The organism is Marinobacterium zhoushanense (assembly GCF_014641945.1).
Classification (GTDB): domain Bacteria; phylum Pseudomonadota; class Gammaproteobacteria; order Pseudomonadales; family Balneatricaceae; genus Marinobacterium_D; species Marinobacterium_D zhoushanense.
In genome coordinates, this window is the sequence record NZ_BMIJ01000001.1 from 1 (window position 1) to 21,458 (window position 21,458).

The window sequence follows — 21,458 nt, forward strand, 5'->3', positions numbered from 1 at the left end:
CTTCATGATGTCCGGCAGCTTGGCGTAGCGCGGCTCGTTCAGGCGCAGGTCGGTGGTGACGATGGCCGGCAGATCCAGAGACAGGGTTTTCAGACCGCCGTCCACCTCGCGGGTAACGATCGCCTTATCGCCTTCGACCTTGACCGCGGAGGCGAAGGTGCCCTGGGGACGGCCGGTCAGTGCGGCGAGCATCTGCCCGGTCTGGTTGTTGTCGGAATCGATCGACTGCTTGCCGAGGATCACCAGCCCCGGCTGTTCCGCTTCCACGACCTTGGCCAAGAGCTTGGCCACGTTGAGCGGTTCCGGCATCGCATCGGTATCGATCTGGATGGCGCGATCGGCACCCAGGGCCAGCGCGGTGCGCAGCTGCTCCTGCACCGCTTTCGGGCCGATGGAAACGACGATCACTTCGGAGGCAACACCGGCCTCCTTCAGCCGGATCGCCTCTTCGACGGCGATCTCGCAGAAGGGGTTCAGGGCCATCTTGACGTTGGCCAGGTCCACATCGGTGTTATCGGCTTTGACGCGTACCTTGACGTTGTAGTCGATGACGCGTTTGACGCTGACTAGTACTTTCATTGTTGTTCTCTACCCGCTTTGCTATTCAGTGATTCCAGTCAGGCACGGTTAAAACTGTGACTCCGGCAGTGCCATGACACTTTCGCTACCCTCGACAACCGTCTCGAGCAGCCCCTGTACCCGCGGCAGCAGGTGTTCGCAGAAGAAACGTGCGGTGGTGACTTTCGCCTGCAGGAACTCGGTATCGCCCTCACCGGCGGCAATCAGTGCTGTGGCGCGCTGGGCCATACGGCAGCTCACCCAGGCCCCGCACAGGTAGCCCATCAGCATCATAAACGGCACACTGACGGCACCCGGTGCATCCGCCGACTGGGCACCCTTGTCGAGCAGCCAGCCCACCGCCTGGCGCGCTTCGTCCAGCGCTTTGACCAGATGACGGTTCAGGACGCTCAGCTCAGGCGTGGCGGCCAGTTCACGGCTGCACTCCTCGATCTCGTCGAGCAGGGCGTTGACCGCAGCCCCCTGGTTACGCAGGATCTTGCGCCCCACCAGATCCAGCGCCTGGATACCGGTAGTGCCCTCATAAATCGTCAGAATGCGCGCATCGCGGTAGTGCTGCGCCGAGCCGGTCTCCTCGATGAAGCCCATGCCACCATGTACCTGGGTACCGAGATAGGTGACCTCCTGGGACATCTCGGTCAGCCAGCCCTTGACGATCGGCGTAAACAGCTCGACCCGGTCAAAGCTCCGGCGCGCCTGCTCTGCATCGGCCGCGCTCTTGGCCTTGTCGGCTTCGGCAGAGGCCAGCAGTGCCAGACCACGCATCGCTTCGATGGAAGCACGCATCTGCATCAGCATGCGCCGTACGTCCGGGAACTCGATGATGGCGATCTTGCTGCCATCCCGGCGTGTGCCCTGAATGCGTTCGCGGGCATAGGTCACCGCTTGCTGGTAGGAGCGCTCGGATATACCCAGTCCCTGCAGACCCACCGCCTGACGGGCGTGGTTCATCATCGTGAACATGTAGGCCAGCCCTTGGTGCGGCTCACCGACCAGATAGCCCACGGCGCCGCCATTTTCACCAAAACTCATCACGCAGGTCGGGCTGGCGTGGATACCGAGCTTGTGCTCCAGCGAGACACAGTGCGCATCGTTGCGGACGCTCGGCTCGCCCTGCTCGTCGAGCAGGAACTTGGGTACGATAAACAGCGAGATACCTTTCACGCCCGCCGGCGCATCCGGCAGGCGCGCCAGCACCAGGTGCACCACATTCGGCGTCATTTGATGATCACCCCAGGTGATGAAGATCTTCTGACCGGTGATCAGGTAGTGGTCTCCCTCGGGCACTGCCTTGGTGGTGATCGCCGCCAGATCTGAGCCGGCACCCGGTTCGGTCAGGTTCATGGTGCCGGTCCACTCACCGGAAACCATTTTCGGCAGCCAGATCGCCTTCAGCTCATCGCTGGCATGATGCAGGATCGCTTCGGTGGCGCCCTGGGTCAGCAGCGGACATAGGCTGTAGGCCAGGTTGGCGGACTGCCAGACTTCGTTGACCGCGGTGCCGAGTACGTTGGGCAGCGCCTGTCCACCGAACGCCTCGGGGAAGGTCAGCGTCGGCCAGCCACCTTCGACAAACGCCTGATAGGCGTCGGCAAAACCGGCGGTCTCCTGAACACCCTGCTCGCCCAGAGTCGCCCCCTCACGGTCGCCTACCTGGTTCAGCGGTGCCAATACCTCGCCACCGAATTTGCCGGCCTCTTCAAGGATAGCTTCCGCCAGCTCACCATTGACTTCATCCAGCCCCGCCTGCTCGCACAGCTGATCGAACCCGACCAGCTCACGCAGGACGAAAGTGACATCTTTGTAAGGGTGCTGATATTCGGACATCGTTTACTCCTGGATCTTCTGCCCCACGTGGCTTCCCGCGCGGGGCAATATTCAGTTTAGAAGAAGGACTCACCTGACTGGACACGAAGGCGGAAGCTTTCCGGCAACTGATACAAGGGGCCAAGATCGCCCAACGCATCCACTTTCGCCGCAAACTCGGTGAGTCCCTGATGGTCTATGTAGCGCAGTGCACCACCGCGGAATTTAGGGAAGCCAATCCCCATGATCAGCCCCATGTCGACTTCGGCAGCGCTGCCGACGATCCCCTCATCCAGGCAGAGGAAGGACTCGAGACAGAGCGGGATCATCATGCGGTCGATGATCTGCTGATCGCTGATTTCGATCTGTTCCTGAACCCGGACCTCGATCAGATCCAGAGCGGCCTGGCAGGCCTGTTTGTTTCGCGGACCGTTACTGTAGTCGTAGAAACCACGGCCGTTTTTCTGCCCCAGTGCCCCCTGCTCAAGCAGCTCTTCGATAATGGGCTTGTGGTCGTGCCCCATGCGCTCGGGATAGCCGGCCTGCAGCACCTCGTCGGCGTGAACCATGGTGTCGAGACCAACCACATCGGCCAGATACGCCGGCCCCATGGGCCAGCCGAAGGCTTCCATCACCCGGTCGATGCGCTGGAAATCCACGCCGTCGTGCAGCAAGCGGTTGAATGCGTTGAAATAGGGGAAGAGCACGCGATTGACCAGGAACCCCGGGCAGTCGTTGACCACGATCGGCGTCTTGCCCATCTTCAGCGCGCATGCGACCGCCGTGGCAACCGCCGTCTCACTGCTCTTTTCACCCCGGATCACCTCGACCAGCGGCATCATCGGCACCGGGTTGAAGAAATGCATGCCACAGAAGTTTTCCGGGCGTTGTAGCCCCTGGGCCAGGGAGGTGATCGAGATGGTCGAGGTATTGGAGGTCAGAATGGCCTCGGACGGTAGCTTGGATTCGGTTTCGGTCAACACCGCGTGCTTGATCTTTTCGTTTTCAACCACCGCTTCAACCACCAGACCGACCCGATCAAAGCCGTCGAACTCGAGGGTCGGCTCGATCAGATTCAGGCAATCCTTCTTGGTGCTTTCGTCCATCTTGCCCTTGGCTACCTGCCTATCGAGCGCCTTGGTCGCGGTATCGATGCCCAGCTCCAACGCTTCCTGACGAATATCCTTCAGGATCACCGGCGTACCGGTTACCGCCGCCTGGTAGGCGATACCGCCCCCCATGATCCCGGCACCGAGCACAGCCAGCTTATCGACCGGGCGAGCGGCCTTGGCCGCCTGTTTGCCCACCTGCTTGACACGCTGATCATTGATAAACAACCCCACCAGGCTCTTGGCACAGTCACTCTGGCCAAGTCTGACGAAACACTCCCGCTCGGCTGCCAGCGCCTGCTCGAAACTCAAATCTGCATGCTTTTCGACGAGTTTCAGTATTGCCTCTGCCGCCGGGTAATCCGCCTTCAGATAGGCGGAAAACGCCTGCTCATCAATCTGCACATCGAGCACTGGGTTTTGCTTGCTCGCGCGTAGCTGACGGTAATCGACCTCCGCGCTTGCCATCTGTTTGAGCAGATTCAGCGCGGCATCAGCCAGCTCAGCATCAGCCACACACTGATTCGCCAGGCCAAGCTCTGCAGCCTTGGCAGCGCTCACCGGCTTGCCCGACAACATCATCTCCAATGCCGGCATCACCCCGGCAAGGCGGCTGGCCCGAACGGTACCGCCCCAACCCGGGCATAGTCCCAAGGTAACCTCCGGCAATCCGACCTTGGCGCTCTGCGCAATCACACGGGCATCGGCCAGCAACGCGAGTTCCAGACCACCGCCGAGCGCCAGTCCATTGATGGCGGCCACGCTGGGAAACGGCAGATTCTCGATACGATTGAATAGTGCGTGCGACTGCGCGGCCCAGGCTGCAAACGCCGCGGCGGAGTTATTGAACAGTGGAGGAAACTCGAAGATGTCGGCACCGACCACGAAGGTCGCTTTTGTACTGGCGATCAGCAGCCCGCTCACCGATGCATCTGACTCGAGCAATTCACACACCGATTCCAGCTCTTGTAGAAACGCTGAGCCGATAGAGTTAACGCTACTCCCCTGCTTACAGATATCGAGTCTTACCAAACCCGAATTGTCTTCAATTCGCTGCAGCCTCAGTAAGTCACCGCTGTACATGAAAATCTCCATAAATCGGTGGGACGAGCGGGTTTGCTTAGCCCCTGTATTTTTCATGTAAGTGTTCCAGCCCAGCCGTGCTAATCCAATGACTAAGGTTACCCAATTAATTAGCATTTTCGGTCACGAGGTTTACAATCGAACTGTTGTCAGGCTACAGAAGTCCGAGTTTAAGATGAGCTTTGAAAACCAAACCGTATCTGTCCACTACGCCCGTGCGGTGGCGGATGCAGCAATATCACGGGGCTATTCGGTAGAGACGCTGATGCGCTCTGCAGCGATAAATGAAAACTTGCTCGAATCGGACGACATACGCATCACGCCGGAGCAGCTTGCCTATCTAATGAGAGCGGCCTGGCAACTGGAGGATGATGAGTTTTTGGGCATGGCTGGGGTTACATCCCGACACGGGGTATTTACGCTGATGGCAAAGCAGGCGGTTCACTGTAAAAACCTGCGCGGGGTCTATCGCCACCTTTGTCGCTTCTACAACCTGTGCACAACCGCTTTCGAGCTCAGCTTCAGCTTCGACGAGCGACTGGCCCGCATGAGCATGAAGCTATCGCAGCCGGAGTATGACAAACACCATATGCTGATCGACTTTCTGCTGCTGCTCTGGCACCGGTTCCCTGCCTGGCTGGTCGGCAACCGGATACCTCTGAACGGGGTCTATTTTGACTTCCCCAAACCAGCGCACTCCGCCGAATACCGTCTGCTGTTCCCCTGCCCCGCGCATTACGACCGGGAGTCGTCCTACTTCACCTTCTCGTCAGAGCTGTTGACCCTGCCCGTGGTGCAGACCCCCGAAACCCTCAAAACCCATCTCAGGCGAGCCCCGCTGGACTGGTTCAAGCGACAGAACTTCTACCCCACTTACACCCGCAAGATACTCGACACCCTGACCTCCGATGATGGCTTCGAGAACTGGCAGTTCGAGGAGATTGCCGAATCAATGGCGATGACAACACGCACCCTCAGGCGCAAACTCACGGAGGAGAGAACCTCCTTTCAGGAGATCAAGAATATTGCCCGCCGCGACACCGCCATTCACCTGCTGTCACAAAAAAACCTTCCGATCGCGAGCATTGCCCATCAACTGGGCTATTCCGACGCCCCCTCATTCTCGCGTGCCTTCAAGGAGTGGACCGGCGTGACACCCAAAAGCTACAAGCGGTAAAGCAGCTCAAGAGCGTATCCAATAGCAGTCACATCCAACCAGCTCGGTGACCGGTTGGCAAAAAAAAGTGTCCAGTTATTTTATAAGGCTTGCCGCAGGCATCCACTAAGCTATTATGGGCGGCACTCTAGAGTTACATAGACTGTACGATGCCGGCTGCCGACTGGAATGATGGCGACCGGCGGGTAAAGGAGCACCCAATGCACCCTGCGCGGAAACTCTGCCTTTCACTGGCAATGATACTGGCGCCTGCATTTGCAATGGCGGAGCCTATTGCAACGATCAAGAAGCTTAGCGGAGATGTTTCGATCATCCGCGGTGCAGACACACTTCCGGCGTCCCTTGGCGCGCGAGTTCATCAGCACGACAGAATCTCCACCAGCGCCCAAGGCCGAATTGGCTTGCTGTTCGATGACGACTCCCGTCTCGCGGCAGGACCGGGTTCCAGCCTTTCGCTTTCGAACTATTCCTACGACCGCCACACACGCACAGGGGCGATTGATGTACAGGTCGACGAAGGAACGGTTTCGGTGATTGCGGGTAGGGTCGCTGAGCACAACCCCGATGCACTCAACGTTTCATATCCTGCCGCATCGGCGGTAGCCATTCGCGGGAACACATTCTCGGTCAAGGTAGACAACTCAAAAAAAGAGGGTAACGACTAATGATAAGAGCTGCAGCTACCCTTAGCTCAGTCCTGCTTCTTCTCGGCATCTCTGGCTGTAGCGTTTACAGCGGTGCAGTGAACACCTTTGGCCCGGACAAACCGGTGTCGGATCTAGCCGTCAACACAGACGGTGAGCTTATGCTATCCAAGGAGCCGCCACCGTTTTGCCCGGCGCCGGTCGCAGACTCCTTCGAAGAGGTCGACCAGGCGATGCCAGCGGCCCCAATCTATAAGCAGCTATACTTCATTTTCGATTCTGATGAGCTGACTGAACAGTCGCGCAGAGATGCGGAAGCGATATATCAGGCGGTTCTTGAGCGCGATGCGCCAGAGGTTTTGGTCACCGGCCATACCGACACATCCGGCTCGGTGAAACTTAACGATGCATTGTCCAAGCGTCGTGCCGAAGCGGTGCGGGAAGATCTTATCGAGATCGGAGTGAAGCCGGACACGATACGCACCTTCCACAAGGGCGAGTCGGAACCGCTGATCGATACCGGCGACGGTGTTAAAGAGCTGCGTAACCGTCGTGTCGAAATCAATGTTCGCTAGTTGAACGAGGCAAGCTTATGAACAGGGAATGGATGCGTAAAACCCTTTGTTTCGCTCTGGCGAGCGGCACGCTAAGTCTGATGCCATTCACGGCCAGTGCGCAGACGATCAATGAAGCGATCGAAGAGACCATGGAAACCAACCCTCAGGTTCTCTTCTCGGCGACCCGTAGCAAAACCGATGCACAGCAGATCGGCATCGCGAAAAGCGGTTACTACCCCAAGGTCGACCTGACTGTCGGCTACGGTTATGAGTGGACCGACAACGCCAGCACTGAAGATACCGACATGACCCGTCGTGAAAACAGCATCCGGGCCACCCAGATGCTTTACGATGGCTATGCGACCAAGAGCAGCGTGGACTCAGCCGAGTCCGGCGCTCAGGCATCGGTGTTGGACCTGGCGGCCACCTCCGAAGATATGGCCCTCAAGGTCACCGAGGTCTACCTCGATGTGCTGCGCTATCAGCAGTTGCTGACGCTGACCCAAGAAAGCCTGGACGCACATCAGGCGACCCATGACCGCATCAAGCAGCGTTACGATTCAGGTCTTGGCACTCAGTCGGATCTTCAGCAGGCTCAGTCACGCCTGGCGCTGGCAAAGTCCAACATGGTGGTAGCTGAGGGCAACCTCTGGGAAGCGGCGATCAACTTCGAACGCGTGGTCGGCCACCCGCCCAAAGACCTGGTGATGCCGGAAGACGACTGCTGCACCTACCTGCCCTCGACACCGGAAGATGCCGTCACCATCGCCCTGACGACACACCCCGCGCTACTGGCTGCCATTGCACGACATGAGTCGTCTCTGGCGCAGGAGAACATTGCACGTGCCGCCTTTCATCCGCAGCTGGACCTGGAGTTGAGTGCCGCTACCAACCATGGCGTTGACGGCAAGAACTACACCGAGGACGAGATGCTGGCGATGCTGAAGATGCGCTACAACGCCTACAACGGTGGCGCAGACAGCGCCCGCGTCGAGCAGCTCCAGCACCTGAGCAAGGCACAGCGCGCGTCGGTGCTCAAGGTTCAGCGCGAACTCAAGGCCGATGCGTTCTCGTCATGGAACAAGCTGAAAAACATCTATGACACCCAGCCGCAACTTGAGCGGCACGCCAAGTCAGCAGCTGAAACACGTTCGGCCTATACTCGCCAGTTCGATATCGGCCAGCGCTCGCTGCTCGACCTGCTCGATACCGAAAATGAGTATTTCACTGCTCGCTCGGCCGAGATCCACGGCACCTTTGACGAATGGTACGCCCGCTACCGCCTGCTCGCCGATGTCGGCAAGCTGCTATTGGCGATGCAGGTCTCCCCGGACTTTGACTCAGTCGAACTCGCCGGTCAGTAAGCACATTGCAAATATAAAAACGGCGATATCGGGACTCCGATATCGCCGTTTTTATATCCTCAAACCAGGCTGCAATCAGTCGGCCGGCACACCCTTCTCTTCTGCGTCCAGCACCTGAAGCTCCATCTGAGCAGCACCGATCCACTCGCGAATGGCAACATCATTGAGTACGGTCTGCATATACTCGTTTGCCAACTCACTCAGTTCGCTGCCATAGGTATGGAAGCGCAACGCGACCGGCGCAAACATCGCATCGGCGATCGAGCGCTCACCGAACAACCACGGCCCCCGTTCGGCAAAGCGCTGACGCAGCGCAGACCAGATACGGTCGATACGCCGAATCTCGCCGGCGCAGGCGTCCGATACCGTCAGCTCGCGGCGGGCACGGCAATTCATCGGCATCTCCTGACGCAGATTGAAAAAACCCGAGTGCATCTCACAGCTTATCGCCCGAGCCAGAGCGCGATCAGCTGGATCTCGCGGCCAGCCTGCACCCTGGAGATAGGCGTCATTGACATATTCAGCTATCGCCAGAGAGTCCCAAACCCGCAATCCGTTATCGATCAGTACCGGTACCTTGCCGGCCTCCGAGTACTGGGCAATCTGCTGCTTGAAGCTATCCGTATCCAGCAATAGACCCACCTCAGTAAATGGCAGATCAAACCACTTCAGCACCAACCAGCCCCGTAGTGACCAGGAGGAATAGTTTTTATTGCCGATAACCAGTTCCATTGCCAATCTCCACTCAACGTTTACTACCAGTCTAGCGATACTTTACGTCATTTCTGTTAGCCAGAAACGATTGAGCCGGCAACTCGGCCGGCTCAACGATAACGCTTTTCACACCTTGGCTCAGGCGTTTTCCACGTTATGGTAGACCTGCTGTACGTCATCCAGATCATTCAGCATGGACAGAAACTTCTCGAACAGTGCCACATCATCACCGCTGACAGTGGTATAGCTCTGCGGGACGAACTGGATCTCATCCACGTCGAAGTCGATATCGCCGCAGAGATCCAGCAGCGCCTGCTTGGCCTTGAAGTAATCGGTGTTCGGCGCAAACACGGTAAGTTTGCCATCTTCGTTTTCGATATCGCTGACGTCGACATCCGCTTCCATCAACGCTTCCAGGACCGCTTCTTCATCATCGTAACTGAACACGAAGATCGCGCAGTGATCGAACATGTGGGCCACGCTGCCCTGGGTGCCGATCTTGCACTTGGTCTTGGTGAACGCCTGACGCACATCACCAAAGGTCCGGTTCGGGTTATCGGTCAGGCACTCGATAATCGCCATGCTGCCGCCCGGACCATAACCTTCATAGCGCGCCGGAGAGTAGTCTTCACCGGCACCGCCCTTGGCCTTGTCGAGCGCCTTGTCGATGACGTGGGCTGGTACCTGCTCCTTTTTCGCCCGATCGATCAGGCTGCGTAGCGCCAGGTTACCAGTCGGGTCGGTGCCGCCCGATTTAGCGGTAACGTAGATCTCACGACCATATCGGCTGTAGACCTTGGCCTTCATATCGGAGGTTTTGGCCATCGACTCTTTGCGGTTCTGATACGCTCTGCCCATGCGGCGAATGCTCCCCTATAAATAGGAAAAATCGGGAAAAAGGCGATTTTACTGGCAACCGCCGCTGGCGAACAGCGCAGAAAGCGTCAGAATCGCTTCCTGCATCAGATAAAGGCGAAGCTACGCAGGATATAGAGCCCTGCCATGATCGTAATGACTGAGATCGCCGTCGAAATCGCGATGATATTGGCCGCCAGCTTACCGTCACTGCCCGATGCTCTTGCCATCACATAGCTGACCGCCGCAGTGGGACTGGCCAGGAACAGATACAGCATACCCAGATCTCGACCTTCGAAGCCCAGCAGTACCGCGCCCAACGTAAACAGCGCCGGCGTCCACAACACCTTGAACAGGCTGGAGCTCAACGCTATCCGTCCCGAGTCGATAAACGCCGACAGAGAGAGAGTTCCACCCACACAGACCAGTGCCAGCGGCAACGTCATCGACGAAAAGTAGTCGGCCGAGACCATGATCCACTCAGGCAATGTCACCCCTGCGGAAGACGCCAGCAGTCCAGCCAGCACACTGAGAATCAACGGGTTGCGCGCCAGGTCCTTGATCACCGAGCGCACATCGGCTTTGAAACTGGTGCTGTAGACCCCCAGCACGATCACCGACAGCACATTGAACAGCACAATGATCAGCCCGGCCATCACGCCGCCGACAGAAATTCCGTAATCCCCATACTGACTGGCCGCAAGCGCCAGCCCTACGATGCCACAGTTGCCGCGAAACGCGCCTTGAACGTAGAGTCCTCGATTTTCGGCCGGAACAGTCCGTCGTGCCCAGAGCCAGGCCCAGCCAAAACTGAGTACCGTGGCCAGGTAAAAGTACCCGATCAGTTTGGGTTGCAGTGCGGTATTGAGGTCGGCACGCAGAATGCCGAAGAACAGCAGCGTCGGCATCAGCGCCTTGTAACTGAGTACAGAGGCGACGGAGATAAAGTGATCATCGATCAGACGCGATCGCTTGAGCACCATGCCGATAACCAGCATCGCAAAAACCGGCCCGGTAACGGTGAATATCTGGGTAAAGATAGCGATCTGGCTGCTCATACTCCTCCACTCTTTCGCATTGCCCCGCATCCGCCAGGATGCGGGGCACATCATACATCATATGTTTAGCCAAAGGATGGAAATGCAGAAACACTATTAATGGTCGCTATCTCATCCATAAGAAGCGGTTATCGAAGGATGGAGTGCATGCTCAGCCCACTGGGGTGAGCAACGGTCTACCGGCGAAATGCGCCGCCAGATTATCCACCACAAGTTGCGCCATCGCGCCACGCGTCTCCACCGTACCGCTGGCGCAGTGCGGCTGCAGCACAGCGTTGTCCATATCCAGCAATGCGGCCGGCACATGGGGCTCGTCGACAAACACATCCAACCCGGCGCCGGCCAGTGCACCCGCCTGCAGAAGCTCGACCAGCGCGCCCTCATCCACCACCGAGCCGCGGGAGATATTGAGGAAATAGCCCTTGGGTCCAATCGCGCTGAGCACCTCGCGACTGATCATCCCCTCTGTTTCAGACCCGCCCGGAACCACCGGCGCCAGCACATCCACATCCTGCGCCAGTGAGAGCAGATCGTCGTAATAGGGATAGGCCACATCCGGCTGCGGACGCCGGCCATAATAGCTGACCACCATACCGGAGGCCTCGGCACGCCGGGCGATCGCCTTGCCGATCCGTCCCAGACCGGCAATACCCAGTTTCTTGCCCTTGAGCGAGGTGTTCAGCGGCATCATCCCCTTCTCCACCCAGTTGCCGCTCTTGATCCAATCCACGCCCGGCAGCAGCCGACGCAGTGTGGCCAACAGCAGCATCATCGCCATATCGGCTACGTCATCGGTCAGCACGTCCGGCGTATTGGTCACCGGTATCCCACGCGCCCGACAGGCATCAACACAGATGGTATCGAGGCCCACGCTGGACGAAGTCACGATCTCCAGATTGGGCAGACGGTCCAGCAGGGATGACTCGAAACCGCCGCCATGAGTAGTGACAACAGCACTGATCTTCGACGCCACCTCTCTGAGCATCACCTCCTTCTCCTCGGGGCTCGCCAGGTCATACCGGTGTAGGCGATAGGTTTCATCCAGCATCTGCATCTGCTCCGGCCGATTCGGACAGACAACCAATACGTCGATATCTCGCATATTTACCCCTCAATCCATGCAGCTCAAATCAAAATGTAATACATCATACTTTTTAGCATAAAAAAGCCCCGCCTGGGCGGGGCAATCCTCTTTGAGGGTGCATGGACAACGACAGAATCAGACTCAATCCTCGAAATGCCCGGCGGCGGCAAAGCCGCCGCCCTGGTAGCGCACCGCCGGGTCGTTCGGGTCTACCACCTCCTCCAGGATATGGGGTTCGTTCTCGAATACCGCGGAGCTGTCTTTGGGGTTCCAGCCGAGATAGCTGACCTTGGTGTTATCCCACCACTTGGTCGGGTTGTCGGAAACTCCATAGACCACCGGGCAGCCCAGACGGTCGGCGGCGAACACCCGCTTGATCAGGTCGGTAAAGTCATCGACGCTCATCCAGGTCGACAACATGCGACGGTTAGCCGGTTTGTCGAAGCAGGAGCCGATACGCACCAGCGCGGACTCGACCCCGAACTTGTCCCAGTAGTAGCGCGCCAGCAGTTCGCCGAACCCTTTGGACACCCCGTACATACTGTCCGGTCGCATCGGCGAATCGGCATCGAGGCAGGTTTCCCGCTCATGGAAACCGATCACATGGTTGGAGCTGGCAAACAGTACGCGTCCTGCAAGGTGACGGCGACAGGCTTCATAGACGTTGTAGGCACCCTTGATATTGCCGTTGAGGATGCTGTCGAAGGTATTCTCCACCGAGATACCGCCGAGATGGATAATCCCGTCGCACCCCTCCACCAACGACATCACCGCCTCGTAATCACCCAGATCACACTGCACGAAGGTTTCACCCTCGTTTAGATCATCGATCGGTGCAATATCGGACAGCCGGATCTCGTCGGCCCAACCCGCCAGAGTCTTGCGCAGCGCCCGCCCCAGATTGCCGCCGGCGCCGGTCAGTAGTACACGTTTCATAACACTCCCCACTTAGACCAAATCAATAGTTGGGCTAAATCAATAGTCAGTTCAATTCAGGCTCAGATACCGATTAACTTCGGCAGAATCATCGAGATCCACGGCACGTAGGTGATCAGCATCAGCACGATGAACAGGGCGATGTAGTACGGCCAGATGGTCTTGACCGCCCGCGCGATCGGCACCCCGCCGACAGCACAGCCGACGAACAGGCAGGCCCCCACCGGCGGCGTACACAGACCGAGTCCCAGGTTCATCATCAGCATCACGCCGAAGTGGATCGGATCCATGCCCAGAGCCACCGCCACCGGCAGGAAGATCGGCGTGCAGATCAGGATCAGCGCCGCCATATCCATAATCATGCCCAGCATCAGCAGCATCAGGTTCATCATCAGCAGGATCACGATCGGATTATCCGAGATCGACGTCAGCGTCGATGACAGCAGCTCCGGCACCTGATACATCGCCAGCATATAGCCGAAGGCGGAGGCACAGCCGACCAGAATCATCACCAGGCCAGTGGTCTTAACCGAGCGGGTTACCGCGGTCCAGAACGCGTCCCAGCTCAGGGTGCGATAGGCGATGGCGGTGATGCCGATGGCGTAGAGCGCGCCGATGGCGCCGGACTCGGTCACGGTAAACACACCGGAGAGCGCACCGCCGACGATGATGATCGCGGTCATCAGCCCCGGCAGCGACGCGATGAACGAGATCAGGACCACCTTCCAACCGGCAAACTCTTCGGTCGGGAAGTTCTCACGAATGGCGATCCAGCGCGCCACGAACGCCAGCGCGAGGCACATCAGCACACCCGGAACAATGCCGGCGATAAACAGGTTCGCCACCGACATGCCGCCACCGGCCGCCACCACGTACAGAATCATGTTGTGGCTCGGCGGGATCATGATACCGGCGATCGACGAGGTCACCGTCACGTTGACCGCGTAATCATCCTTGTAGCCCTTCTCTTTCATTACCGGGATCAGCAGCGAGCCCAGCGCCGACACGTCCGCCACGGCGGAACCGGAGATACCGCCGAACAGCATACTGGAGAACACATTGACCTGGCCCAACCCGCCGCGCATCCAGCCGACGGCGCTGGATGCCAGGCGCACCAGCCGCGCCGCGATGCCGCCATGCAGCATCAGTTCACCGGCGAAAATAAAGAACGGGATCGCCAGCAGCGAAAACACCGACATGCCCGATACAAAGCGCTGGAAGCCGATCATCAGCGGCAGCCCTTCATAGATAAAGGAGGCCAGCGCAGCGATACCCAGGCCGAAGGCGACCGGTACACCCGCGACCGTGAACAGGGCGAACAGCCCCAACAGAATCAGCAGTCCCATATCAGCACTCCTCCGCCATACGGCCTTTGCCTGCACGTGAACCGAATGAGGGGCAGAACAGCGACAACACGCCCTGTTTCAATCGACCGAGTTCAAACAGCACGATCAACCCGCCCGACACCACCATCGGGATATAACGCACGCCATCCGGGATATCGAGCAGCGGTATCTGCTTGCGCCAGGCGAACTGAACCAGATCCCAGCCGTACCAGACCAGCGCCGCGCCGAACACGCCCAACAGCAGGTCCACCAGCAGCGCCAGAATCAAGCGCCCGCGCTCGGATAGAAAGTGAGACAGCAGGTCCACGCTCAGATGCGTACGCTCGTGAACGCCTACTGCCGCGGCCAGGAAGGTGATTGTGGTGACCAGCAGCAGCGACATCTGCTCCACCCAGGTTGGTGTCTGGTTGAGCACATAGCGCCCGAATACCAGCCATCCGAAAGAGAACACCAGCACTACAAGGCAGACACCGGCAAGTATGATCGCCAGTCGAGCCAACAGATCGAGCATACGACCGAAACTACTCGGGTTGTCGGACTTAATTTTCATTCGAAATCTCGCGCTTTTTTCAGCTGGGCCGGTCGATAACGACCGGCATGCAGGTTTCGGCGAGCCAAAGGCGCGAGGGTGCGCTCCAGCTCGCCGGTGTGGATCATTCGATACCGCGAATCTGCTCGATCAGCTCCTTGAGCGCAGGGTTCTTCTTGACCGCCTGCTCGTAAACGGGGTCCATCGCATTCTGGAACGCCGCCTTGTCAGCGATGGCGTTGTACTTGATGCCCGCCTTCTCTACGACATCGCGACTTTTCAGTTCGCGCTTGGCCCAGAGTTCGCGCTGCATTTTCGCACTCTCCTGAGCGACCTCGCGCACAACCTTCTTGTCTGCATCCGACAGTTTGTCCCAGGCCTGCTGGCTGACACACAACACTTCCGGCAGAATCAGGTGCTGAGTATCGGAGTAGTACTGGGCTACCTCGTAGTGGTTGCTGGACTCGTAAGATGGCCAGTTGTTCTCGGCACCGTCCACGACCCCGGTCTTCAGCGACTGATACACCTCAGAGTAGGCAAGAGGCGTCGCGTTACCACCCAGCGCCTCCACCATGCCGACGTACAGTTCGTTGTTCATGACACGGAACTTCATCCCCTTCACATCGGCGGGCGTACTGATCGGCTTCTTGGTGGTATAGAAGGAGCGCGAACCCGAGTCATACCAAGCCAGCGCCACAATGCCCGCCTTCGCGATCGCATCACCGAGCTGCTGACCAACCGGGCCATCCATCACGCGGTGCATGTGCTCGACATCCTTAAAGATGAACGGCAGCGACACCACATTGACTTCGGGCACAGACGGCCCCAGCGGTCCCAGGTTGAACTCGGCGAAGTCGATGCCGCCCAGCTGCATCTGGGAGATCGCATCTTCCTGACTACCAAGTACGGCACTGTGGTAGACCTTACCCGACACGCGACCGTCGGTACGCTTGTCCACCTCGGAGATGAAGTACTCCATCGCTTCCGATACCGGGTAGTCAGGGGTATGGATGTTCCACCCCTTCCACGCAGCCTGAGCACCACTAGTCAAGGCCAGCCCGGCCACCAGGGCAGCAGCCCCCAACGTCTTGCCAGCAAAGCGTTTAATCATTGTTATCGCTCCCGAAATCGCTTTTTTATTGTTACGACAACCTCAGAGGATCTTACACGAGAAGTTCCTGCACCGGCGTCGACGACGGCTTAAGTTTTAGCATGTCGGCATACATCATACAATAGTCATACTATGTCATATTAATAAATTTTCGGCATAACCATATGGATACGACCAACTACAAAAAGCACGAAAAACACACTTAACAACCATTTTTCAAGCACTTATATCACAACAAGCAACCTTGGACAGATCTATCTTCAAATCACCACGACCCTCAACAACAGCGTACACCCCACCTTTAGTCGTCGTACAACCATTGACCATTCTACCCAATGTCGTATGATGTCTCATGCTGATTAGCGGCAAACCCGGCGATATAACAAAAGAGAAGTACCCATGACGCAGATGACGCCCCCCCTTGCAAACGATGCCCAACAACTGCCTACGCCCCAGGGGAAGAGCCAGATGTGCATCAAGGCGATCACCACCCATCTGTTGGAGCAACCGCTTGATCGCCCCTTCGAGTCCTCCGCCACCCGCTTCAGCGTACGCCGCCACCTGCTGGTCGAGATCGAATGTGATGGCGGCCTGACCGGCTGGGGAGAGTGTTTGGGTCACGTAGAGATCAACGCCGCGATTGTGAAAGCGATGACACCCCTGCTGATCGGCCGCTCGGCACTGGATATCGAACCGATCTGGCTGGAGCTCTATAACCAGTTCCGCGATCAGGGCCAGCGCGGTGCGACGGTCAACGCAATCAGCGGTATCGACATCGCGCTCTGGGACCTGTGCGGGAAGTATTACAACGCCCCTATCCACCAGCTGATGGGAGGCGCATTTCGCGACCGGGTACCCGCCTATGCCACCGGCGGCTTCCGCCAGGTGGGGCTCGACCGCATCAGCAGCTTGCGCCATGAGGTTCAGGGCTTCGTCGATGCTGGCTTCCGTGCGGTCAAGATCAAGATAGGCTTCGGCATTGCGCTCGATATCGAGTCGATTGCCGCCGTGCGAGAGGTGATCGGCCCGGATATCCGACTGATGATCGACGCCAACCACGGCTACGATGCGGTCGCCGCCGCCCAGATCATCCGCCTGGCGGCGCCCTACGACATCGACTGGTTCGAGGAGCCGGTAGTACCGGAAGCGCTGAGCAGCTATCGACGGCTGCGCGAGCTGAACAGCATCCCGATCGCCGGGGGCGAGACCTGGCATACCCGCTGGGGCATCGCCGAAGCCCTGCGCCAGGAGGCGGTCGATATCCTGCAGCCCGACGTCGGCGGTGTCGGCGGCCTCAGCGAAGCGCGACGGCTGCTGACGCTCTGCGACATCCACGGCGTGCGCTGCGTACCACATATATGGGGCACCGACATCGCCCTCGCCGCCGGTCTGCACTTCCACGCCATCATCCCGCCCTCGCCCCCAGCCTTTGAAGCGGAAAGCGCCTGGCTGGAGTTCGATCAAAGCGACAACCCGATGCGTGCCGCGTTACTCAAGCACCCGATACAGATGGTGGACGGAATGGTACGCATACCCAGCGGACCGGGCCTGGGTATCGAAATCAACAAGGACGCCCTGGCGCCCTTCTACCCCAAGTCCTGACAACCTATTAGCACCCGACAACAGGAGCCCCTGATGCCACGTACACTCGATGGAACAGCCCCGCAGACCCGACTCCCTGCCGGCAGTGTCGACACCCATATGCATCTCTATTCACCGGCCTACCCCCAGCTCTCCCCCGGTTCGCTGATCCCCCAGGACTGCCCGGGACTGGCCGAGTACCGGCAGCTGCAACGCTGGATCGGCCTGGAGCGGGTGGTGATCGTCCAGCCCAACGCCTATCGCGACGATAACCGCTGCATGCTTGAGGCGATGGCCGAGGTTGGCGACAGCGCCAGGGGCGTCGTGGTGGTCACGCCGGAAACCAGCACAGCGGAGCTGGAAGCGATGCACGCCCAGGGTGCCCGCGGGGCGCGCATCATGCAGTTGCCGGGCGGCGCCGTCAGCGTTGACCAGGTACTGGAGGTGAACGCTAAGATTCGTGAATTCGGCTGGCACTGTATCGTGCAGTTCGACGGTCGCGAGATGCTCGACCGCGCGCCGCTACTCAAACAGATCGACAACCCCTACGTGATCGACCATATCGGCAAATACCTGGGTCCGGTGACGACCGAAAGCGCCGAGTTCAAGGCCCTGCTTGAGCTTGTGGATAGAGGCAACTGCTACGTCAAGATCGCCGCCTGTTACGAGTCGTCCCATACCGGTGCTCCCGAGTATGCCGACACCGCGGCGCTATCCCGCGCACTTATCGCCCACGCGCCCGAACGCATCTTATGGGGCAGCAACTGGCCGCATGTTAGCCAAAGCGTGGAAGGAGCACCCAACGATGCCGAACTGCTCGATCGCGTCTGCAGCTGGATGCCGAGCCGGAGGGTGCTGGAACAGATCTTTGTTCATAACCCGCTGGCGCTGTATGACTTTCAGTAGGAGAGCAACTCCTGGTCCTAGATCTCATTTAGCGTGAAACGCCGTCTTTTATTGGTGAAATAGCGCTTCACTTAGGGTGAATTGGGAACGAATAAAGCAGCCGATTTGGCTGCTTTTTCATTGTGGTTTACCGAGATACCAGATCACGCGATTGCTGGCCCTGTCGGCTAACGACACCTTGCAGGCACAAATCGATCGGCTGTAAACGTCTGTCGCCCAAGCCATAACGCTTTCAAGGAAAATCAACTACTCAATCTGCTGCAAGCTTGTTTGTAACACTATGAATTTTATCCTGAATACTCTGCTCCCGATCAGTCCGCGTACCTAACCGCATGGAAGAGCTTATACGCGGGGCCCCCATATCATGTACGACTTCATGACAGCGCTTCACCGCCGCCATGACCTCATCCCAGTCACCTTCTATGTTTGTACCGTAGGCATGTAACTGATGTTCAAGACCGGCCTCATCAAGCACCCGCTGGCAGGCGGTAACATAGTCCGATACAGAAACACCAACGCCGATAGGTATGACACAAAGATCAATCATAACTTTCATACAAACCCCTATTTAAAAATTATGGGAGTGTTATAGGGGCTCGTGCCCCCTGACAGATAATAAACTGCACCCACCTCTTGAAGTCAGGAATCGGCACAGAGCAGTCATTCCCACCACTATGGTGCAAGGTCCGCTTTGCGCACAAAGCGGAAGTTAGCGAGGCTAGCAGTTGACTCCCGCTATCGACCCGAAGCCGACATTAGGCTAACCGCGCTCTACACGAACTACCGGCACGAAGCGGTCGCTCGATACTCATACGAATGACCGCACCTAAGCCTACAATACGTCTATAAAACTAGGGACAATTCAGGAAGATTGTAATTTTGCGAGGGTAAATAGCATCTGAATAAATGATCGAAAATTGCTCGAGCGTGAAACCCTGCTTTGGGAAAGGTGCCGGAAGGGAGCCTGTGAGCCCCCCGTTTAGGATGTACATTCGAGATTTTTACGGGTAGACGGCGCATCAATAACAATAACCAGATTGAGCGGTATAGAGCTTGACAGTAAGCTTCCCATCTTGCGAGCCATTGCACCCTGACGTACAGTCAAATGTACCTGTCATTTTGAGCGAAATACCCGCCCATTTTGGCGCACTGCTGTCGGACCACCAGAGCCCAGCACCCACTCCGGTATCAAAAAATAATCGGTTCCTCCCGTCCGCACCAGTATAACCCGAGAAAATACCAATGTTGATGTCTCTCCCAGCAAACTCCCTTTGATCCAGGACATCTCCGCTATCGTCGACTATTTCAATAGAAGCCTGTCCATTACCATGGAAACGTATGTTACTACTTGTCCCTATGCATATGTTGCCATCTGAGTCAGCGAAACCATTATTTTCGGTTTGTCCTGCCGGTCTTTCGTCACCCAGCTGAATTTGACCATACCAATCCGCCCTCGCAGAGGTCGTGAACAAGGCGGTGGCCAAAAATGTGGCGCTAAATATGGCAGGTAAGTAAATTGTTCTTTGACAGATAAACATAATTGATACTCCAATGTTATTATATGATCAGTTACCACTATGGGTAACGACTATTAAATTGTTTTCATGAATATATCATGGAAACTTTCGGTATCCTGATAAAGTCGTCAGTATCGCGGTAGTGATAAAGCAAAAAACAATCCTTTAATCCTAACAATTTGATAAATATAGATTTTTTTGTTTTATTTTGAATGCTTATTATTTTATGTAACGGAAAGGAAACAAGGTGAGGTTGATTTTTCTTAAAGTGCGTGGTATCTAGGATATAGGTATTTGTATTAATTGAAAAAATAATTTTAATTAGAACTGTATTCAATAATGCAAATTAGACGACACAGGGTTTACAGTTTCAGTACTACGCTTGGTAGATTCCCTGTTAAATCTACTTGTGACCAAGCGCGGATCCCTTTGGCTTTGGCCATAATGTTGCGGAAACTGTGACTCTGCCTATCATTGAGCTCTGTCTAACAGACTATGTGAATCGTGAATCGCCCTGAGTTTTCTATCCACCTTAAGCCTCCAAAGGGCACCGGATGCAGTCATTAATGACTGCTTTTTGCGCATGGCCAAAATAACGCTCGCTCAATCGTTTAGTCCGCTTCGGGTCGTTACTTGCCGTTAGACACGAGGCAGAAATCGCTCACAAGAATGAGATCCGACACCTGAGCAAGACGCTTTGCGCTCTTACTCAGGCCTGTTGCCTCTCCTTCACCATCTTCAGCAAGCGCTCTTTGGAGTTTACCAGATGCAGGCGCATGGCGGCGCGCGCCGAATAGGAATCCTGGCGCTCGATGGCGGCGCAGATCTCTTCGTGCTCGTGATTGAGTCGTTCGGGGTCGGTACGGTGGACCGAGACCAGCGGTCCGATGGAGTTGCGCACGTGGTTCATCACGTCGACGTAGTAACGATTACCTGTGGCCTCTGCGATCAGGATATGAAAACGGGAATCCTCCTTGCCCGCCTGTTCCGCCAGCCCCTCGCTTTCGTAGTGTTTCAGTGCATCGACCGTTTCGCGAAGCCGCGCCATCTGTTCCGGCGAACGCCGTTCTGCGGCCAGCCCGACCGCCTCCACTTCGAGACCGAGGCGGAACTCCAGAATGGCGATGGTATCGCGCACCGAGTCGATAGAGACCTTAAGGAATTGGCCGACATCGGTGGACGATTCAAGAATGAAGGTCCCGACGCCGTGGCGCGTTTCCACCAGACCTGAGACCTGAAGTCGCTGCAGCGCTTCACGCACCACGGTACGGCTGACTCCGTGCTGCTCCATGATCGCGGTTTCGGTGGGTAGCTTTTCGCCGGGCTTCAGCTCACCCTCAGCAATCTGACGGGAGATCTCCGCAACCAGGGTCTGCGCCAGTTTACGCGGCCGCTTCCGTTTCGGCTCAGTATCGGCTGTGGGCAAGGTGCTGCTCTGATTCACTCGACAATCTCTCAATTAAGACTCTTTGAGATCATACCACAGTTATCAAAAGCCGATC

General features: G+C 57.2%; 20 protein-coding genes. 6 read left to right on the plus strand and 14 right to left on the minus strand.

All coding sequences use genetic code 11. The features are described from left to right. From IEX40_RS00005 to fadB, 3 genes are all read right to left on the minus strand, one after another. Window positions 1-579 (minus strand): electron transfer flavoprotein subunit beta/FixA family protein (locus IEX40_RS00005; protein WP_188745063.1); only part of this gene is annotated, 579 nt, incomplete at its 3' end. Between the two features lie 48 nt (window positions 580-627). Beyond that, complete coding sequence (locus IEX40_RS00010) at window positions 628-2,406, minus strand: acyl-CoA dehydrogenase family protein (RefSeq protein ID WP_188745064.1); 1,779 nt, start codon at window positions 2,404-2,406, stop codon at window positions 628-630. Window positions 2,407-2,462: 56 nt separating this feature from the next. Further along, entirely contained in the window at window positions 2,463-4,577 is a 2,115-nt protein-coding gene (gene fadB / locus IEX40_RS00015) for a fatty acid oxidation complex subunit alpha FadB (RefSeq protein ID WP_188745065.1), read from the minus strand. A gap of 175 nt (window positions 4,578-4,752) precedes the next feature. Between fadB and IEX40_RS00020 the strand changes: the two genes are divergently transcribed. From IEX40_RS00020 to IEX40_RS00035, 4 genes are all read left to right on the plus strand, one after another. Continuing rightward, entirely contained in the window at window positions 4,753-5,754 is a 1,002-nt protein-coding gene (locus tag IEX40_RS00020; protein WP_188745066.1) for an AraC family transcriptional regulator, read from the plus strand. Between the two features lie 149 nt (window positions 5,755-5,903). Beyond that, window positions 5,904-6,419 (plus strand): FecR domain-containing protein, encoded by a 516-nt coding sequence (locus IEX40_RS00025; RefSeq protein WP_188745067.1) that lies wholly within the window; start codon window positions 5,904-5,906, stop codon window positions 6,417-6,419. A 104-nt stretch (window positions 6,420-6,523) separates the two neighbouring features. Continuing rightward, a complete protein-coding gene (locus IEX40_RS00030; protein WP_188745068.1) occupies window positions 6,524-6,973 on the plus strand; it encodes an OmpA family protein in 450 nt (149 codons plus the stop codon). Between the two features lie 17 nt (window positions 6,974-6,990). Beyond that, entirely contained in the window at window positions 6,991-8,319 is a 1,329-nt protein-coding gene (locus IEX40_RS00035; protein ID WP_188745069.1) for a TolC family outer membrane protein, read from the plus strand. Between the two features lie 75 nt (window positions 8,320-8,394). On the opposite strand, the gene IEX40_RS00040 is transcribed toward IEX40_RS00035, so the two are convergent. The 8 genes from IEX40_RS00040 to IEX40_RS00075 all read right to left on the minus strand — a co-directional run bounded on the left by IEX40_RS00040 (window position 8,395) and on the right by IEX40_RS00075 (window position 15,952). Continuing rightward, on the minus strand, window positions 8,395-9,051 hold the full coding sequence (locus IEX40_RS00040; RefSeq protein ID WP_188745070.1) for a glutathione S-transferase family protein: 657 nt from the start codon (window positions 9,049-9,051) through the stop codon (window positions 8,395-8,397). 120 nt (window positions 9,052-9,171) lie between these two features. Next, complete coding sequence (locus tag IEX40_RS00045) at window positions 9,172-9,891, minus strand: YebC/PmpR family DNA-binding transcriptional regulator (protein WP_188745071.1); 720 nt, start codon at window positions 9,889-9,891, stop codon at window positions 9,172-9,174. A gap of 104 nt (window positions 9,892-9,995) precedes the next feature. Further along, on the minus strand, window positions 9,996-10,946 hold the full coding sequence (locus IEX40_RS00050) for an AEC family transporter (protein ID WP_188745072.1): 951 nt from the start codon (window positions 10,944-10,946) through the stop codon (window positions 9,996-9,998). 151 nt (window positions 10,947-11,097) lie between these two features. After that, on the minus strand, window positions 11,098-12,048 hold the full coding sequence (locus IEX40_RS00055; RefSeq protein WP_188745073.1) for a 2-hydroxyacid dehydrogenase: 951 nt from the start codon (window positions 12,046-12,048) through the stop codon (window positions 11,098-11,100). Between the two features lie 123 nt (window positions 12,049-12,171). Continuing rightward, on the minus strand, window positions 12,172-12,966 hold the full coding sequence (locus IEX40_RS00060) for an NAD-dependent epimerase/dehydratase family protein (RefSeq protein ID WP_188745074.1): 795 nt from the start codon (window positions 12,964-12,966) through the stop codon (window positions 12,172-12,174). Between the two features lie 62 nt (window positions 12,967-13,028). Continuing rightward, on the minus strand, window positions 13,029-14,312 hold the full coding sequence (locus IEX40_RS00065; protein WP_188745075.1) for a TRAP transporter large permease: 1,284 nt from the start codon (window positions 14,310-14,312) through the stop codon (window positions 13,029-13,031). A 1-nt stretch (window position 14,313) separates the two neighbouring features. Then, complete coding sequence (locus tag IEX40_RS00070) at window positions 14,314-14,862, minus strand: TRAP transporter small permease (protein ID WP_188745076.1); 549 nt, start codon at window positions 14,860-14,862, stop codon at window positions 14,314-14,316. A gap of 103 nt (window positions 14,863-14,965) precedes the next feature. Beyond that, window positions 14,966-15,952, minus strand: coding sequence for a TRAP transporter substrate-binding protein (locus IEX40_RS00075; RefSeq protein ID WP_188745077.1), 987 nt, complete (start codon window positions 15,950-15,952; stop codon window positions 14,966-14,968). 468 nt (window positions 15,953-16,420) lie between these two features. Between IEX40_RS00075 and IEX40_RS00080 the strand changes: the two genes are divergently transcribed. Both IEX40_RS00080 and IEX40_RS00085 read left to right on the plus strand, forming a co-directional pair. After that, window positions 16,421-17,554: a mandelate racemase/muconate lactonizing enzyme family protein gene (locus tag IEX40_RS00080; protein ID WP_188745821.1), complete on the plus strand. Its 1,134-nt coding sequence runs from the start codon at window positions 16,421-16,423 to the stop codon at window positions 17,552-17,554. 33 nt (window positions 17,555-17,587) lie between these two features. Beyond that, window positions 17,588-18,439 carry an amidohydrolase family protein gene (locus IEX40_RS00085; protein WP_188745078.1) on the plus strand — a complete coding sequence of 284 codons (852 nt, stop codon included), beginning with the start codon at window positions 17,588-17,590 and terminating at the stop codon, window positions 18,437-18,439. Window positions 18,440-18,689: 250 nt separating this feature from the next. Here IEX40_RS00085 and IEX40_RS00090 read toward each other — a convergent pair whose 3' ends face one another. The 3 genes from IEX40_RS00090 to IEX40_RS00100 form a co-directional block, all read right to left on the minus strand. Further along, complete coding sequence (locus tag IEX40_RS00090) at window positions 18,690-18,995, minus strand: MTH1187 family thiamine-binding protein (protein ID WP_188745079.1); 306 nt, start codon at window positions 18,993-18,995, stop codon at window positions 18,690-18,692. A 463-nt stretch (window positions 18,996-19,458) separates the two neighbouring features. Then, window positions 19,459-19,977, minus strand: coding sequence for a hypothetical protein (locus IEX40_RS00095; protein WP_188745080.1), 519 nt, complete (start codon window positions 19,975-19,977; stop codon window positions 19,459-19,461). Window positions 19,978-20,665: 688 nt separating this feature from the next. Beyond that, a complete protein-coding gene (locus IEX40_RS00100; RefSeq protein WP_229680412.1) occupies window positions 20,666-21,400 on the minus strand; it encodes a FadR/GntR family transcriptional regulator in 735 nt (244 codons plus the stop codon). Window positions 21,401-21,458: the final 58 nt, after the last annotated feature.